This window comes from Rhodovibrio salinarum DSM 9154 (assembly GCF_000515255.1).
Lineage (GTDB): Bacteria > Pseudomonadota > Alphaproteobacteria > Kiloniellales > Rhodovibrionaceae > Rhodovibrio > Rhodovibrio salinarum.
The window spans coordinates 2,170,412-2,187,132 of sequence record NZ_KI911559.1 but is presented as its reverse complement, the minus strand read 5'-3'; the positions used below and the strand labels follow the sequence as shown (position 1 = coordinate 2,187,132).

General features: G+C 66.7%; 14 protein-coding genes. 7 read left to right on the top strand and 7 right to left on the bottom strand.

Annotation, left to right across the window (positions count from 1 at the left end):
- The first annotated feature begins 128 nt into the window (after window positions 1-128).
- Window positions 129-2,009: a DNA helicase RecQ gene (gene recQ, locus RHOSA_RS21775; protein WP_081728634.1), complete on the top strand. Its 1,881-nt coding sequence runs from the start codon at window positions 129-131 to the stop codon at window positions 2,007-2,009.
- Between the two features lie 175 nt (window positions 2,010-2,184).
- On the top strand, window positions 2,185-2,907 hold the full coding sequence (ectA, locus tag RHOSA_RS24240; RefSeq protein WP_051432024.1) for a diaminobutyrate acetyltransferase: 723 nt from the start codon (window positions 2,185-2,187) through the stop codon (window positions 2,905-2,907).
- Window positions 2,908-2,989: 82 nt separating this feature from the next.
- On the opposite strand, the gene RHOSA_RS0110150 is transcribed toward ectA, so the two are convergent.
- Window positions 2,990-3,178 (bottom strand): hypothetical protein, encoded by a 189-nt coding sequence (locus RHOSA_RS0110150; protein WP_027288578.1) that lies wholly within the window; start codon window positions 3,176-3,178, stop codon window positions 2,990-2,992.
- A gap of 502 nt (window positions 3,179-3,680) precedes the next feature.
- Here RHOSA_RS0110150 and RHOSA_RS0110145 point away from each other — a divergent pair.
- Window positions 3,681-3,890 carry a cold-shock protein gene (locus tag RHOSA_RS0110145; protein ID WP_027288577.1) on the top strand — a complete coding sequence of 70 codons (210 nt, stop codon included), beginning with the start codon at window positions 3,681-3,683 and terminating at the stop codon, window positions 3,888-3,890.
- 171 nt (window positions 3,891-4,061) lie between these two features.
- Here RHOSA_RS0110145 and RHOSA_RS25125 read toward each other — a convergent pair whose 3' ends face one another.
- Both RHOSA_RS25125 and RHOSA_RS0110135 read right to left on the bottom strand, forming a co-directional pair.
- Complete coding sequence (locus RHOSA_RS25125) at window positions 4,062-4,223, bottom strand: hypothetical protein (protein ID WP_156092668.1); 162 nt, start codon at window positions 4,221-4,223, stop codon at window positions 4,062-4,064.
- Between the two features lie 148 nt (window positions 4,224-4,371).
- On the bottom strand, window positions 4,372-5,328 hold the full coding sequence (locus RHOSA_RS0110135) for a glycine betaine ABC transporter substrate-binding protein (RefSeq protein WP_051432023.1): 957 nt from the start codon (window positions 5,326-5,328) through the stop codon (window positions 4,372-4,374).
- Between the two features lie 216 nt (window positions 5,329-5,544).
- On the opposite strand from RHOSA_RS0110135, the gene RHOSA_RS0110130 reads away from it, so the two are divergent.
- Window positions 5,545-6,435 carry a LysR substrate-binding domain-containing protein gene (locus tag RHOSA_RS0110130; RefSeq protein WP_027288575.1) on the top strand — a complete coding sequence of 297 codons (891 nt, stop codon included), beginning with the start codon at window positions 5,545-5,547 and terminating at the stop codon, window positions 6,433-6,435.
- 46 nt (window positions 6,436-6,481) lie between these two features.
- On the opposite strand, the gene RHOSA_RS0110125 is transcribed toward RHOSA_RS0110130, so the two are convergent.
- A complete protein-coding gene (locus RHOSA_RS0110125) occupies window positions 6,482-7,726 on the bottom strand; it encodes a TauD/TfdA family dioxygenase (protein ID WP_081728632.1) in 1,245 nt (414 codons plus the stop codon).
- 286 nt (window positions 7,727-8,012) lie between these two features.
- On the opposite strand from RHOSA_RS0110125, the gene RHOSA_RS0110120 reads away from it, so the two are divergent.
- The 3 genes from RHOSA_RS0110120 (at window position 8,013) to RHOSA_RS0110110 (ending at window position 10,063) form a co-directional block, all read left to right on the top strand.
- Complete coding sequence (locus RHOSA_RS0110120) at window positions 8,013-8,786, top strand: exodeoxyribonuclease III (RefSeq protein ID WP_207140211.1); 774 nt, start codon at window positions 8,013-8,015, stop codon at window positions 8,784-8,786.
- The gene (locus RHOSA_RS0110115; RefSeq protein WP_027288572.1) at window positions 8,783-9,187 is read left to right on the top strand and encodes a GFA family protein; all 405 of its coding nucleotides are present in this window, start codon (window positions 8,783-8,785) and stop codon (window positions 9,185-9,187) included. The genes RHOSA_RS0110120 and RHOSA_RS0110115 overlap by 4 nt, the downstream gene beginning before the upstream one ends.
- Window positions 9,188-9,265: 78 nt before the next feature.
- Complete coding sequence (locus tag RHOSA_RS0110110; protein ID WP_027288571.1) at window positions 9,266-10,063, top strand: rhomboid family intramembrane serine protease; 798 nt, start codon at window positions 9,266-9,268, stop codon at window positions 10,061-10,063.
- 94 nt (window positions 10,064-10,157) lie between these two features.
- Here the strand turns inward: RHOSA_RS0110110 and RHOSA_RS0110105 are convergent, their stop codons facing one another.
- The 3 genes from RHOSA_RS0110105 to RHOSA_RS0110095 all read right to left on the bottom strand — a co-directional run bounded on the left by RHOSA_RS0110105 (window position 10,158) and on the right by RHOSA_RS0110095 (window position 16,601).
- A complete protein-coding gene (locus RHOSA_RS0110105; protein WP_437123686.1) occupies window positions 10,158-11,663 on the bottom strand; it encodes a M81 family metallopeptidase in 1,506 nt (501 codons plus the stop codon).
- Window positions 11,664-11,870: 207 nt separating this feature from the next.
- Window positions 11,871-13,610: a dihydroxy-acid dehydratase gene (gene ilvD, locus RHOSA_RS0110100; protein WP_027288569.1), complete on the bottom strand. Its 1,740-nt coding sequence runs from the start codon at window positions 13,608-13,610 to the stop codon at window positions 11,871-11,873.
- A gap of 261 nt (window positions 13,611-13,871) precedes the next feature.
- Window positions 13,872-16,601 carry a valine--tRNA ligase gene (locus tag RHOSA_RS0110095; RefSeq protein WP_027288568.1) on the bottom strand — a complete coding sequence of 910 codons (2,730 nt, stop codon included), beginning with the start codon at window positions 16,599-16,601 and terminating at the stop codon, window positions 13,872-13,874.
- Window positions 16,602-16,721: the final 120 nt, after the last annotated feature.

Genomic DNA, 16,721 nt, shown 5'->3' with positions numbered 1-16,721 from the left:
CTTGATCGCACGCGCTCGGGCGGGCATTGAAGGGGCGGTACATTGCGCGCCGACCCGACGAGTCGCCGTTGACCGCAGGCGGGCGCGCCACCCGCGTCGTGACTCCAACGATATCGGTTTTCACTCCCTTGCAGGCCACACCCGACCCCAGTCATCCGTCGCTTGCCGACACCGACGGGCGACGTGTCGGCGCCGCCTGGCGCGCGCCGCGCGAGGTGCTGCGAGCAGTTTTCGGCCACGAGGACTTCAGGCCGCTGCAGGGCGAGGTGGTCGATCACGTGGCCCAGGGACAGGACGCCCTGGTGCTGATGCCAACCGGTGGCGGCAAGTCGGTCTGCTACCAGGTTCCGGCCCTCGCGCGGCCTGGCACGGGGGTCGTGGTCTCGCCCCTGATTGCCTTGATGGACGATCAAGTTCAGCAACTCCGCCAGGCCGGCGTACACGCCGCGGCGCTCACCAGCGCGCGCACGCCTGAAGAGGTGCGGGAGATCCGCCGCGATCTCGATTCCGGCGCGCTCGACCTGCTCTACGTCTCACCCGAGCGGCTGCTGCTGGGGGGCCTGCTGGATCAACTGGAACGCTGTCAGGTGTCGTTGTTCGCGATCGACGAGGCGCACTGCGTCAGTCAGTGGGGCCACGACTTCCGCCCCGATTACCGGCAGCTCAGCGCGCTCGGCGAGCGCTTCCCGAACACCCCGCGGATCGCCGTCACCGCCACGGCAGACGAAAGCACGCGCCAAGACATTAAGCATCAGCTCGGTCTCGACGGCGCCCGCGCCTTCGTTGCCAGCTTCGACCGGCCGAACATCCGCTACCGGGTGCAGGTCAAAGGCCAGGCACGCAAACAACTGACCGATTTCATCTGCCGCGACCATCCGGGCGAAAGCGGCATCGTCTACTGCATGTCGCGGCGCAAGGTGGAGGACACCGCGGACATGCTGCGCAAGCAGGGCGTCGACGCGGTCGCCTATCACGCCGGGCTGGAAGCCGAGACGCGCGCAAATGCCCATACCCGCTTCCTGCGCGAAGACGGGGTCGTGGTGGTCGCCACGATCGCCTTCGGCATGGGCATCGACAAGCCGGACGTGCGCTTCGTCTGCCACCTCGACCTGCCGAAATCGCTGGAAGCCTACTACCAGGAGACCGGCCGCGCCGGGCGCGACGGTCTGCCGGCGGAAGTCTTTATGGTCTACGGCATGACCGACGTCGCGAACCTGCGTCGGATGGTCGACGACTCCAACGCGCCTGAGGAGATCAAGCTGGTCGAGCGGCGCAAGCTGGAGTCCCTGCTCGGCTTCTGCGAGACCACCCGCTGCCGCCGCCAGGTGCTTTTGGCGTATTTCGGCGAAACCACCGACCCCTGCGGCAATTGCGACACCTGCCTGGAGCCGGTGGAGGCGGTCGACGGCACGCATGCAGCACGCTTGGCGCTTTCCGCCGTCTACCGCGTCGGCCAGAGCTTCGGGGCCGGTCACGTCGTCGACGTGCTACTCGGCAAGACAAGTGAGAAGGTCCAGCGGCGCGGCCACGACCGCTTGCAGGTATTCGGCCAGGGCATGGATCAGTCGGAGAAGCGCTGGCATTCCGTGCTGCGCCAGTTGGTCGCCCAGGGCCTGCTCAAGGTCGATATGGCGAACCACGGCGTGCTCCGCCTGGGGCCGCGCGAACAAGTGGTCCCCGTACTACGCGCCGAGGAGACCGTGACGCTGCGCGCCGACCCGGAAAAGCTGCGCCCATCGCGTGGGACACAGAAGGCCGGCGGTCGGCGATCGCCGGCACACGACCTCGACGGCGCGGACGCCGACCTGTTCGAATCCCTTCGGGCCAAACGCCGCGACCTGGCCGAGCGCGCCGGCGTGCCGCCCTATGTGGTGTTTACCGACGCCACGCTGCTGGAGATGGTCCATCGCCGTCCCCGCGGAACCAGCGACTTCGCCCGCCTTCCGGGTGTCGGCCGCAGCAAGCTGGAGCGCTATGCGGACGATTTCCTGGCCGTGCTGAACGGGTAAGAAGACTCCACACAGGCCAACGTCTGCCAGTCTCATCCCGAAGGACAAGACTTTTACGTAGGCAATGCTCTCGGACCACTACCGTGCTGCGGCGCGACAAAAGCGTCATCCGATGGTAAGGTGCCTGCACGCGGCACAACGCCGCCCCCTTTTCTAACCGACATGGATCAAGCCCTTGGCCGACGACGCGACCCCCGGCAACGAGCCCGAGATCACCTACCGCACCCCCTCGGTCGACGACGGGGCGGAAATCTGGAAGATGGTCGACGAGGCCGCCGCGCTCGACGTCAATTCGGGTTACGCCTACTTCATGATCGCCCGGAACTTCTCGGCTACCAGCGTGGTGGCGGAGGTCGACGGCGAGGTCGCGGGCATGGTGACGGCCTACCTCCTGCCGAGCGACCACACCCGCCTGTTCGTCTGGCAGGTCAACGTCCGAGACAAGTTCCAGGGTTTGGGCATCGCCTCCGGCATGCTGCAGGAGATTCTAACCCGCGAGGAGTGCCTGCACGTGCGCTTCATCGAGACGACCGTAGCGCCCGATAACGAGGCCTCCGAAGCACTGTTCCGCAAGACGGCGGCCCACTTCAACTGCGGCATCGAGGAGACGGAAGTCTACAAGGACGAGTTGTTCCCCGACGCCGAGCACCAGATCGAGCGGCTGTTCGTGATCGGGCCGATCACTCGTATCGACAACGAGATCCAGATCCGACACGACGAAGACGGTTACCGTCTCTATGCCGTGCTGGACGGCAACGAGCAGCCGGCCTTCACGCCCTGGAACCCGTCGTTCTCCACGCTTGAGAATGCGCTCCAGGCCGCCGAGGAAGTTCGCGAAGGCCATGGCGCCAAAGAGGTGGTCATCCTGGACAGCCAGTACGACGGCCGGCCACACTAACCAACACGTCGACCCTACACATCGGCGGGTCAAACGCCGGAAAGCAACCGTCCGGACAACGTCACGGGAACGGTTGCTGCGGCTATAGGCCGGCGATCTTGAGGGCCGCGATCGTGCCGGCGGTCAGGATCAACCAGAACAGCGCAGCCGGCGGATAGTCCCAATACTCCAGCAGGCGAAGTTTCGCCTTCGCCCAAGCGCTGTGCCGCAATTGCGGGCGGGCGCGCAGCCGTATGTCGTCATCTTGCGGCGGGAACTCCCCGTCGAGCATAGCTTCCTCTCCCATAATACCGATGTCGGCGACAGCTTCCCTCACCGCTTGTCAGAAAACCGCGCCCAAAGGTGACGACATCGGAAGGGCCCACTTGCTTGTGGGCCCGGTTTGTTCATCACACCAGCTTATCCTAGCAGCCGGTCACTGGACGGTCTGTATCCTATGCGAAGAAACACCCGCCAGATCGCGACATCGCTGTGACCCCATGCCGCGCACCCGAACGAAAGGCGGCTTTAGCCCCATTTTGGCGCTTGCCGGCACAAAACAGTTAAGGCCTAATTAACCATCCATGGGAAGCGCTGCAGAGCGACGCTGACTGGAATGTCATCCTCTGCGTTCCAGACAGTTCTGCCTCTGGGCGTTCCTACCGCAGACGGATGAGGTGCGCGGCTAAATGCACGTCAAGCGACAGATCGCGCCATCAAAAACACGGCCCGGGCGTACCCTCGGCGACCGTGCAGAACAGACGACAGAAGCGTGCAGAAACGAGGATAGCGCAATGGCGACTGGTACGGTGAAGTGGTTCAACACCACCAAGGGATATGGCTTCATCGCCCCCGACGGAGGCGGCAAGGATGCGTTCGTGCACATCACGGCCGTGCAGCGCGCCGGTCTGCCCGGCCTTCAGGAAGGCCAGCGGATCGAATTCGAGCTGACCCCCGGCCGCGATAACCGGCAAGCCGCGGACCAGCTACGCATCGTCGAATAACCGGTCATCGGGCCCCAGCGAGTCCGAAGGTCGATTATCCGCCGGGCAAGAGCGTGCTGTCGTTCTTGCTGCTATTGCGCTTGCGTCTTCGTTGTTCGGCGCGATCGCCGTTGTGCTGGCTTCTGGCCTGCCATGCCGGTCTGCTGCGGTGCGTGAACGCGAGCCTGCGCCCTACCCCAACACCACGCGCGACATCGCGGTCAGCGCGAGCATCGCGGTTGCGAGTCCGCCCACTTTCAACCAATCGCGCAGTTCACGGCGACGAACGTTCAAGCGCCACGCCAGCGCTTTCTCCAGCCGATGGGCATGCTCGCGGGCGACGATCGCGCGCATGAATTAGGCTCCTGTTCAAATCCGCCGGTAACTCTCCGACGGTGGGTCGATCCGTAAGATATCGTTCGCCGACCATCGCGCCCGGTCTGCGGCGGATCGGTCAGCCTCACGTCGACCGATCCGCCGCAGACCGTTGCGCGCTCCGGTCCTAGTTCGCCATGGACGCCTTGAGCTTCTTGAGCGCGGGCGTTCCGTCGGCGGCTTCTACACCGTCCAGCCAGGCCGACAGCTGTGCCGGTTCGCTCGCCAGCCAGGCGGCGGCGACCTCCTCAGCCGGCGTATCCTCATACGAGTAGTCGTAGATCCAGCGGCTCTGCGTCTCGGTATCGACCTTGAACTGCTTCAGGAACTTCGCGGCTTGCGGGTTGGACTCCGCCCAGCCGCTTGCGGTGATCGTCCAGACGTCGGTGTCCAGCCCGGCGATCTCGCTGTCCGCATCGTCCTTCAGGAAGCAGAGGTCGAACTTCACCGCCATCCAGTGCGGCTTCCATCCATGAAAGACGACCGCTTCTTCCTTGCGAGTCTTCCGTTCAACCTGCGAGAGCATGCCGGAAACGCTGGAAGCCGTGACCTTCCAATCGCCCAGGCCCTTGTAATCGTCTGAAACAGCCTTCTGGAACGCTTCCGTCATCGCCGCGCCGGCGCCGATGGCGTAAATCGTACGATCGAACTGCTCGCCATTGGCGACCAGATCCTCGACCGTCTCGATGCCCGAGCCACAAACGTAGGTCGGCACCGCGAGGCCCTGGATCGCGCCGTCCAGGTTGATCGCGTATTCCTGCACAGCACCGGCGTCGACCAGCGGCTGCACCATCGACTTGTGCGCCGGCATCCAGGCCCCCAGCGTCACGTCGACATCGTCCGTCTTCATGCCCTGGTAGACGAACTGCGGGCTCAGTTCCTTGATGCTCGCCGGATATCCGATCGCCTCCAGGATCTGCAGCGCGACCTGCGATTTGACCGTGACGCCTGGCCAGGGCTGCATGCCGATGCGGATGTCGCCCTCGGCACGCGCGTCGCCCGCACTGCCGGCCAGCCCGGCCAGCGACAGCGCGATCGCCGCCGCCAGAGCCTTGGTGCCGGTGGTGACGCGATGATGGATCATATTAAAAGCCTCCCGTTGTTATCGCGTTTCGCAGCTCAAGCGCGGCCGACCAGGCGGGATCCTGCCCGTGTCAACGTTGCCGGCCGGCGCGCGGGTCCGTGAAAAACCCCACGCGTTACTGCGCCTTCGATGCTGCAGACCCTGCGCGCTTTGCCGCACCCCCGCCAAACAACTAATGTGCGCCCCGGAGCCCAAGCCTGGCTAATGGAGGCATTTATGACCGCCAATCCGCCGTCCCTACCGCCACTCAACTGGCTGCGCGCCTTCGAGGCGGCGGCGCGACTGATGTCGTTCACCCAGGCGGGTCGGGAAATCGGCGTGACCCAATCGGCGATCAGCCAGAACGTCCGGTTGCTGGAAGCGCACCTGGGCGAACGGCTGTTCGACCGCTTGCCCCACCGGCTGGAACTAACGGAATCCGGCAAGGCGTATCTGCCCGCGGTCCAGGACGGTTTCCAACGGATCGGCAGCGGTACCCGTGAGGTGTTCGGACCGGTCCGGCGCGAGCGGATCACCCTGCGCGTCACGCCGGGCTTCGCGGTCGCCTGGCTGGCGCCGCGGCTGGCCGATTTCTACGCCCAGGCGCCGGACGTAAACCTGCGGCTGGTGTCGACGATCTGGGATCTGGAGTTCGAGGCCGGCGCAGCCGACCTGGAGGTGCGCTACGGCGACGGCGACTGGCCGGGGCTGCATTGCGAACGCCTCACGGTCGACCGCGTTTTCCCGGTGGCGAGCCCGGCGGTGGCGACTGACCTGGCGAAAGCGCCAGACAGCTTGGCCCAGCACCGGCTGTTGCACACCATCGGCTTCCGCGTGACCTGGCCACGGTGGCTGGACGCGGCCGGGTTGAGCGCAACGGTCGACGGCAGCGGGGGCGATCATTTCGACACCGCCGTCACCGCGCTCGCGATCGCGGAACGGGGGCTCGGCGTCGCCCTGTCGCGCACTTGCATGGCCGCCGAACAGCTCGCGCGCGGCACGCTGGTTGCGCCGTTCGACACCGCGCTCGAGACCGACGAGGCCTTCTTCCTGGTCTGGCCGACCAACGCCCCGCTTGCCCCGGATGCGGAACGGTTCGTGGAGTGGCTGCGCGGCCAGACAGAATAAGCCGCCGCGGCCGGTGTCCCGGCCGCGGCGAAGAAATCGGTTCAGGCTAGCTACGCTCCAGAACCCGCAGACGGCTGTCGACCAGATCGCGGTCGATGTAGCAGCCCTGCAGATGGCGCTTGCCGGTGTTCGGGAAGAACTCCTCGCGTCCGTGCAGAACACGCAGGTTATCGAACGCCATCATGCAGCCGGGCTTGAGTTGGAAGCGGATCATGTAACGCGGATCACGCAGCAGCTCCCAGAAGCGGCGGTAGCCGCGGTAAAAGCGCTCCGCCGTTTCCGGATGCATCGGCTGCGCGTCGCGAATCCAGTTGTTGAACCGGATCTCGCGAAGCGTGCCATCGGGATCACGACCGATCACCGGCGCGCGGAAACGGATGTCGTTGCCGCTGTCCTGGAAACGGAAGTCGATCGGCAAGGTGCACAACGTCTCGAAAGCCTCGGGATCTTCCTGTGCCAGCGCGCCGGCGACGGCAAAGCCGTCGACCAGCAGGGATTCGCCCCCTTCGGCCTCGTTCTCCAGGCAATAGAGGAACTGGAAGTCCGGCGACCGCTGCCAGTTCGGCAAGTCGACGTGCGGCTCCAGCCGGATCGCAGTGTAGGCGGCGTTGTTCGGGTTCGGCTTGGAAACGACATCGAAGTGCCGGCCGAAGTTGGTCTCGCGCGGCCAGCCGATCCGCTCGGCAACGCGCACCACCTCGTTCAGGTCCGTCGGCCCGTTGGTGATCAGGGCCGCGCCGTCACGAGTCAGCGCATCCAGCCACTGACGCAAGCCGTCGTCGCTGTGCATCACCGCATGATGGTCGACGCTCGGCAGGCCGTCGGCCATGCGCGCAGCCGTCCACAGCCGTGGCGTGGGCTGAGCGTCGGTCTCCATTCCCGGCCGGCGCTGACGCAGCCAGTTCGGGTCGAAGCGGCTCACGTGCCCATCCGCCCAAGTGCAGGTAAGCGCGCCATCCGCGTCCGCGCTCACGCTCGGGCGGCCGGGTTCGTCGATGTCGACCAGTTTGACCGTACGCTCCCGCGTCTGCGGATGCCGGCAGTCGGCGCAGGCGCAATTATCGCGCAACCACAGACGGTGGAAATCCGCCGTCGCCCCGTCATCCCAGGTCAGGCGTACCTGTTCGCCTGCGTTCTCGGCGGCGATCAAGCGATGTGGGCCGGCGTAACTCCCGAACTCGCCCATGTCGACGACCGGACCGGTTGCGGCGCCGATGCCCCCGTCCGGCGCCCAGGCAGCCCGGCTTTGAAGAAGGTGGCGGGGTCGCGCGCGATGCGGGTCGGTGGTCATGGTGGCTGGCTCCTGATCGCTCTTGATAGGGTGTCATCTCAACGCTCCGGACGATGGCGACCGCAACGCGCGCCAGCAAACAACGAGTGACCGACATGACCCCAAGCTCAGCTAATATGCGGCTCGGGCTGGCTGCACCGTGGGAAAACGCTACTGGCTTTGCCGCTGGCCGCCCGACATCATCGACCAGAAGCGTCCAGCCTACCTTGCGGACCCTTGGCGAACCGCGTAAGGGAACGCGCACGCGGACCGTCGAGAAACACCCGTCCTAACTCGCGGGAAAGACATGACAATCACCGTCGCCACCTGGAACGTCAATTCGATCAAGCAGCGCGCCGGCCACCTGGCTGCCTGGACCCGTCAGACCCAGCCGGATGTCGTGCTGTTGCAGGAACTGAAGTGCACCGAAGACAGCTTCCCGTACATGGAAGTCCAGGCCGCCGGCTACGAGGCCGCGGTGATTGGGCAGAAGAGCTACAATGGTGTCGCGCTTCTTTCCAAGGGCGAGATCGAGGTGACGGCCACCGCCCTGCCCGGCGACGATGACGACACCCAGGCCCGCTACATCGAAGCACGCACCTGCGGTGTGCGGGTGGCTTCGATCTACCTGCCGAACGGCAACCCGGCGGACGGGCCGAAATACGACTACAAGCTGGCCTGGATGGACCGGCTACGCGCCCGCGCCGAAGAGCTACTGCGCAGCGAGGAGATCGTCGTGCTGGGCGGCGACTACAACTGCGCGCCCACGGATGACGACGTCTACGATCCCGGACGTTTCGCCGACGATGCCCTGTGCAAGCCGCAAACGCGCAGCCGCTTCCGGGCGCTGCAGTATCTTGGCTATACAGAGGCTTGGCGCGCCCTGCACAGCGACCGGCACGTTTACAGCTACTGGGACTACGGCGCCGCCTTCCGCAACGACGACGGCCTGCGGATCGACCACCTGCTGCTGTCCCCGCAGGCCGCCGATCGCGTGTCAGACTGCCGGATCGACACCACCCCGCGCGCCTGGGAGAAAGCCTCGGACCACACGCCGGTGGTGTGCGAGTTGGACGTATGACCGGGGGCACCGGTTCGCACACCGGCGGCTGTCTGTGCGGGCAGGTGCGCTACCGTGTCGATGCGCCAATCGGGGATGTCGCGCACTGTCACTGCACGATGTGCCGTCGGGCCAGCGGGGCCGTCGCGGTAACCTGGTTCACGGTCCAGCCGGACGCGTTCACCCTTACGACGGGGCAACTGCGAAGTTGGCAATCTTCGCCCGGCGCCACACGCGGCTTCTGTCCAGGCTGCGGCTGTCAGATTACCTTCCAAACCGACGCGGCCGCCGGTGAGCTGGACGTCACCCTGGCGACCCTGGACGACGCCGACCGCCACCCCGCCCAGCGGCACATCTGGACCGACAGCCGCCTGTCCTGGCTGACGCTCGACCCGGACCTGCCGGAAAGCGGACAGGAATAGCAACGGCCACTGGCCGGCGCATCCGGCTGACGCCATACTCCGAGCCAGCACCCCCGCCCCGCGCCCGAAAGATCCGCCATGCCGTTCATCCCCCTGCAGGACGACAACCCGCGTATCATGATTGCCCGGCCGATCGTGACCTGGGCGATCATCGCGACTTGTATCGTCGTGTTCATCCTGCAGGCGGCCGCAGGCCCGCAAGCGGCGCAGGCGATCGCCTACTCGTTCGGGCTGATCCCGGCGGTGCTCATGGGCGTGCGGGAGTTGTCGCCGGACCTGGCGGTCCTGCCGGCCTGGGCGACGCTGATCACCGCGATGTTCCTGCACGGCGGGTTCATGCACCTGGCCGGCAACATGCTGTTCCTGGGCGTGTTCGGCGACAACATCGAGGATTCGATGGGTCACGGCCGGTTCGTGGTCTTTTACTTGATCTGCGGGGCGGCGGCCTCACTCAGCCACGTGCTGATCGCGCCGGGCTCGACCACGCCGATGATCGGTGCCTCGGGGGCGATTTCGGGCGTCCTGGGCGCCTACCTGATCCTGCACCCGAAGGCCTGGGTGACGATCCTGCTGTTTTTCTTCCCGCTGCGCTTCCCGGCCTGGCTTCTACTGGTTGGATGGATCGGCTTCCAGCTGTTCGCCGCGCTCGGCGGCGGGGCCAGCGGCGGGGTCGCCTGGTGGGCGCACATCGGGGGCTTTGCCGCCGGCGCCGCGCTGATCGCCGGGTTCCGCCACAAGTCGGTCCCGTTATGGGGCGGCGGCAATCATCCCAAGGGCATCCGCATCAAGCGCCCGCCGCGCCAGCAATCGACCCAGCCAAGCCCCGGCACGGCACGCCGCCAGCCGCGCAACAAGCGGCCTGGCCCCTGGGGGTAAGCTCTGCCCAGTAACCTCCTGATCGTCATGCTTTAAACGCGTCCCGCGCGTCCAGCTCAGGATGCGCCTCGGACGTCGGAAGCGGGGCCGCCATTCAGCCGCGCGACGCGCCCAGGAAGGTCGGGCCGTTCGGCATCAGGCGAACACCGCCGCGCAGGTGGTGATAGGCAAGCTGGGTGTGGTCGACCGGGTTCGGCCCCGGCGCAGCAGCGATCAGGATGTCGCTGGCGATCGGGGCGAAGTCCGCGCGGAAATGCACCGAGGATTTGAGCGCCAGGATCGCCGCCGCCGCCGGATCGGCTCCCAGATGCAGGAAGGGCGCGCGGTCGGCCGCCTGCAATTTGCGGCTGACCACCGCGACCCGCACAGCGCCATCCGCCAGCTCCAGCAACGCGCAAGACCCAAGCTGCAGGCGGGCACCGCGGTAGAAGGGCCCGACGCCGGTCACCTGCCCGTTCCCAAGCGCCGCCACTTTTACGTTCGTTTCCAACGGCCTGTCGCCTGGCGTTCGACCGCCGAGCGCAATGGATAGGACCGCGCCCTCGCCCGCGTCATGCGCCGCCTGCGCGGCCTCGGGATCGTGCAGCAGGCCAGCCAGGACGTTGTCCGCCCCCTGATCCAACAGCGCGCGCAGTAACCCGGTGGTGTCGCCGTTGCCGCCGGCACCTGGGTTATCCTGTGTATCCGCCAACACGACCGGCCGATGGCCGCCACGCACCAATTCGATGGCCCGCGCAACCGCCGAGTCCGCGTGGAGGATATCCGCACCGAAGGCGCCCTCCCGCTCGGTCACGTAGGCCGCGAGATCGTCCGCCGCGGCATCGGCCGTCGCCTGATCCCGCGCGTGGGCGATCACGCTGCCCCCGGCATCAGGGACATCCGCCGGCGGGAAGCCGCAATTGAACGACAGGGTAACGCCGGGCTGCGCGGCCTCGATCTCGGCCAAGCGCGCGTAGACGCCCTGCCCAGGCTCGGTCACGGTGCAGCCGGCGGTGAGCGGGATCAGAAAGGGGATCTGGCGGAACGCGGTTTTCCGGCCGGCGGTGCCGTTTAGGAGACCGTCCAAGTGGTGCAGCGCCCGTGCCCCCGTCTCGGCCATGTCGACATGGGGATAGGTCCGATAGGCGATCAGGGCGTCAGCCCGGTCGACCATCGCCGGGGAGACGTTGGCGTGTAGATCCAGGCTGGCGACGACCGGCAGTTGATCGCCGACCAGCGCGCGCACCTGCGCCAGAAGTTCCCCTTCGCCATCGTCCAGGCTCTCGGTCACCATCGCGCCGTGCAGGTCGAGGTAGACCGCGTCCAGATCGACCTGCTGCGACAGGTCCTCCAGGATTTGGTTGGCGATCCGCGTGAACGCGTCGTCGGTGACCTGCGCGCTCGGGCTGGCGGCGGTCCAGGACAGCGGCAGCAGCGTGTGCCCCGCTGCCTCCGCCGCGTCGCAGAAGCCCGCGATCGGCAGGTTGCGCCCGCGCGTGCCCGCGATCACCTCATCTCCACGCAGCAGCCCCGGCCAGGCGCCGGGGATCGCAAAGGCGTCGAAGTCCGCCTTGGTCGGCGCGAAGGTGTTGGTCTCGTGCTGAAAGCCGGCGACAGCGATGCGGGCGATTGCGCGGGCTCCTCGGCATGAGGTGACGCGAGCCGATGCGATAGCCGTGGCTCGTCCTACAAGACAGGCGCTTGCCACCCCTGTTCAGGGCGGGGAACTCTATGCGATTTCGGGGCTTTACGCTGAAATTTTCAGTTACTTGGTGGGATGCGGCCTAATGGCCGCATCCCCAACCACTGCCCGGCTCTCTGCCGAGGTTCAGATATCCGCGTAGCAGTGCGTCTCGGCAGCCCCGCCGGGGTGCGTCACCGCGCCCTTCTCGGCATCGCCGACGGTCTGGGCGTACTTCCACAGCGTGCCGGCCTGGTAGTCGTGCGCGCGCGGCTGCCAAGCTTTGCGGCGTTCGGCCAGTTCCGCATCCGACAGCTCGACGTCGAGCGTGCCCTCGTCGGCGTCGATCACGATCGTGTCGCCATCGCGCAGCAGGCCGATCGGGCCGCCCACGGCCGCCTCGGGGCCGACGTGGCCGATGCAGAAGCCGCGCGTGGCACCGGAGAAGCGGCCATCGGTGATCAGCGCCACCTTCTTGCCCATGCCCTGGCCGTAGATCGCCGCCGTGGTTGCCAGCATCTCGCGCATGCCGGGGCCGCCGCGCGGACCCTCGTAGCGGATCACCAGCACGTCACCTTCCTGGTAGTCGCGCTTGGAGACGGCCTCGAAGGCGTCCTCCTCGCAGTCGAAGCAGCGCGCGCGGCCGGTGAACTTCAGGTTGTCGAGGCCGGCGACCTTCACGATCGCGCCCTGCGGGGCGAGGTTGCCGCGCAGGCCGACCACGCCGCCCCAGGTGGAGATCGGATCGCTGGTCGGGCGGATGATGTCCTGGTCGGTCGGGAAGGTGAACGCTTCCATGTTCTCGGCCAGCGTCTTGCCGGTGACCGTCAGGCAGTCGCCGTGCAGGTAGCCGCCCTCGAACAGTGCCTTCATCAGCACCGGCACGCCGCCGATCTCGAACAGATCCTTGGCGATGTAGCGCCCGGCCGGCTTCAGGTCGGCGATGTAGGGGGTCTTGCGGAAGATCCGCGCGACCTCGTGCAGATCGAAGTCGATCCCCGCCTCGTGCGCGATCGCCGGCAGGTGCAGCGCCGCGTTGGTCGACCCGCCGGAGGCCGCAACGATGGTGGCCGCATTCTCCAGCGATTTGCGGGTAACGATATCGCGCGGGCGGATGTTCTTTTCCAACAGGTCCATCACCGCAACGCCGGAGGCACGCGCATACTCGTCGCGCGATTCATAGGGCGCCGGCGCACCGGCCGAGCCCGGCAGCGCGAGCCCGATCGCCTCGGAAACGCAGGCCATCGTGTTGGCGGTGAACTGGCCGCCGCAGGAGCCCGCCGACGGGCAGGCATGGCACTCCAGGTCGTGCAGGTCGCCGTCGCTCATCGTGCCGGCGGCGTGCGCGCCCACCCCCTCGAAGACGTCCTGGATGGTGACGTCGTGGTCCTTGAAGCGCCCGGGCAGGATGGTGCCGCCGTACATGAACACGGCGGGCACGTTGAGCCGGACCATCGACATCATCATCCCCGGCAGCGACTTGTCGCAGCCGGCGATGCCGACCAGCGCGTCGTAGCAATGGCCGCGCATCGTCAGTTCGGTGGAATCCGCGATCACCTCGCGGCTGACCAGGGAGGACTTCATACCCTGGTGGCCCATCGCGATGCCGTCGGTGACGGTGATCGTGGTGAACTCGCGCGGCGTGCCGCCGGCTTCCTTGGCGCCCGACTTGGTCGCCTGCGCCTGACGGGACAGCGCGATGTTGCAGGGCGCGGCCTCGTTCCAGCAGGTCGCCACGCCGACGAACGGCTGGTCGATCTCCTCTTCGCTCAGCCCCATGGCGTAGTACATCGAGCGGTGCGGCGCCCGGTTCGGGCCGACCGTCACATGGCGGCTGGGCAGCTTGGACTTGTCGAAGTGGCGCTTTTGGTTCTCGTCGAGCGGCATGGCGCCTTCTCTCCCCTCATCTCATGTGCAGCTGGCGCGAGGATAGCGACGGCTTTCCAGGGCAGCCAACGGTTTTGTCGGAATGGCTGAGGTGCGCAGGCGGTGACCCGTTAAGTGTGCGGCGACACACACGGCCCGCCCGACCTGTTCAGCAGGGCCTATGTTGAAAATCCAATGGCTTATGAACGCCGCCTTATCCTCAACAGGCTCGTATGGGCCGTGTCGAGGAAGCCTAACGGCTGCCGCAACACCTGAGGCGCCCTACCCCGCCAGACGCTCCAGTGCGGTCGCCAGCTTCTCGCGCGAGGCCACGGCATCCGCGCGGCGCTCGCGCTGTTCGTCGACCACGGCCTGCGGCGCCTTCTGCAGGAAGCTCTCGTTGCCGAGCTTCTTGTCGTACTTGGCGATCTCCTGATCGAGCTTCTCCAGCTCCTTCTGCAGGCGCTGGCGTTCCTGGGCGAGATCGATGATCTCGGCCAGCGGCAGCACCGCCGTCGCTTCGTCGATCAGAAGCTGCGCCGCCCCGCGGGTATCGACCTGGTCAAGCGCACGGATCTCCGACAGCTTGGCAAGCCGCCGGATCAAGGTGGCGTGCCGGTCCAGGCGCGCCTTGGTGGCGTCGCTGGCGCCTTCGACATGCAGCGGCACCTCGGCCTTGTTGGGCACGTTCATCTCGCCGCGCACCGTGCGGATTTCGCCGATCGTGCGCGTAACCCAGTCGATCTCCGCCTCGGCATCGGCGTCGAGCAGCGCGTCGCCTAGGCGCGGCCACTCGCCGGTGATCAGACGGTTGTCCTCCCCGCCGCCGAACTGCTCCCACAGCTCCTCGGTGAGGAACGGCATGAAGGGGTGCAAGAGGTGCAGCAGCCGCTGCATCACCCAGGCGATGGTGGCGCTGGTCTCCGCCTTCGCGGCTTCGTCGTCGCCCTGCAGGATCGGCTTGGCGAACTCGACGTACCAGTCGCAGAACTGGTGCCAGGTGAACTGGTAGAGCGCGCTCGCCGCATCGTTGAAGCGGTAGGCGCCGAGCGCCTCGTCGACGCCCTGGGCGGCGCGCACCGTCTTGGCGACCGCCCAGCGGTTGACCGCCTGCTCCACCTGCGCGGGGTCGAACTGCGGATCCGGCGCGACGCCGTTCATCAGGCAGAAACGCGCGGCGTTCCACAGCTTGGTCGCGAAGTTGCGGTAGCCCTCGACCCGGTCTTCCGACAGCTTGACGTCGCGGCCCTGGGCCGACAGCGCGATCAGGGTGAAGCGCAGCGAGTCCGCGCCGTAGCGCTGGCAGATGTCGAGCGGGTCGATCACGTTGCCCTTGGACTTCGACATCTTCTGCCCGTGGGCATCGCGCACAAGGGCGTGGATGTAGACGGTGTGGAACGGCACCTCGCCCATGAAGTGCAGGCCGGCCATCATCATCCGGGCGACCCAGAAGAAGATGATGTCGAAGCCGGTCACCAGCACGTCGGTCGGGTAGTACTTCGCAAGCTCCGGCGTTTCGTCCGGCCAGCCGAGCGTGGAGAAGGGCCAGAGTGCGCTGGAGAACCAGGTATCGAGCACGTCCGGATCGCGGCGCAGATACACGACCTCGCCGTCCAGGCCCCGATTGTCCGCCGGCGTCTCATCCTCGGCCTGAAGGATACGCACCGTCTTGCCCAGCCGGCGCTCCGCCTCGGCCTGGGCCGCGTCCGCGTCCATCTCGACGAACGGCTCGCCGGCCGGCGCGCCCTCGGCATCCAGCGGATACCAAGCCGGGATCTGGTGCCCCCACCAAATCTGCCGGGACACGCACCAGGGTTGGATGTTGCGCATCCACTCGAAATAGACGTTTTCCCAGTTCGACGGCACGAACCGGGTGCGCCCGTCCTGCACCGCCTGCATCGCCGGCTGCGCGAGCGTCTTGGCGTCGACGTACCACTGGTCGGTCAGCCAGGGTTCGATCGGCACGTCGGAACGGTCGCCGTGCGGCACCGAGTGGCGATGCTCCTCGATCTCCGCAACCAGACCTTGGGCCTCGAGGTCCGCGACGATCTGCTTGCGCGCCTTGAAGCGGTCCATGCCCTGATAGTCCTCGGGCGCGTTCTCGTTGATTGCCGCGTCGCGGTCGAGAACGTTGATCACCTCCAGCCCGCAGCGCCGGCCAACCTCGAAGTCGTTGAAGTCGTGCGCGGGGGTGATCTTGACCGCGCCGGAGCCGGTCTCCGGATCCGCCCACTCGTCGGCCACGATCGGAATGCGCCGGCCGACCAGCGGCAGGATCACATGCTTGCCGACCAAATGCTGGTAGCGTTCGTCCTCCGGATGCACGGCCACACCGGTGTCGCCCAGCATGGTCTCCGGCCGGGTGGTGGCGACGACGATATAGCTGTCCTCTTCACCCTCCACCGGGTACTTGAAGTGCCAGAGCTTGCCGTCGACCTCGACCTGATTGACCTCCAGGTCGGAGATCGCGGTGTGCAGCTTGGGGTCCCAGTTGACCAGACGCTGGTCGCGGTACATCAGCCCCTGGCGATGCAACTCGACGAATACCTTGCGCACGGCCTTGGACAGGCCGTCGTCCATGGTGAAGCGCTCGCGCTCCCAATGCGGCGAGGCGCCCAGGTGGGTCAGCTGGCGGGAGATCGTGCCGCCGGACTTCTCCTTCCAGTCCCAGACCCGCTCCAGGAATGCCGCGCGGCCCAGTTCGGCCGCACTCTTGCCCTCCTGCGCTAGCGTGCGCTCGACCACCGATTGGGTGGCGATGCCGGCGTGGTCCATCCCCGGCTGCCAGAGCGCATCGTAGCCGGCCATGCGCTTATGCCGGATCAGCACGTCCTGCAGCGTGAACGTCAGCGCGTGGCCCATGTGCAGGCTGCCCGTCACATTGGGCGGCGGCATCATGATCGTGAACGGCTTGGCCGGGCTATCCGGATCGCAGCGGAAGGCGCCGGACTTCCGCCAGACGTCGTAAAATTTCCGCTCCACCTCGGCCGGGTTGAATGTCTTGTCGAGCATGGACGTGCCTTAAAGCCTTCGCGCAGGAATGAACCGTTGGTCGCGCGGCTTATTGAAACGCCAATACCAAGGCCGCGCGTCGTACCGCGCGCAACCTAGCCAATCTGCCGGGTGAAGCAA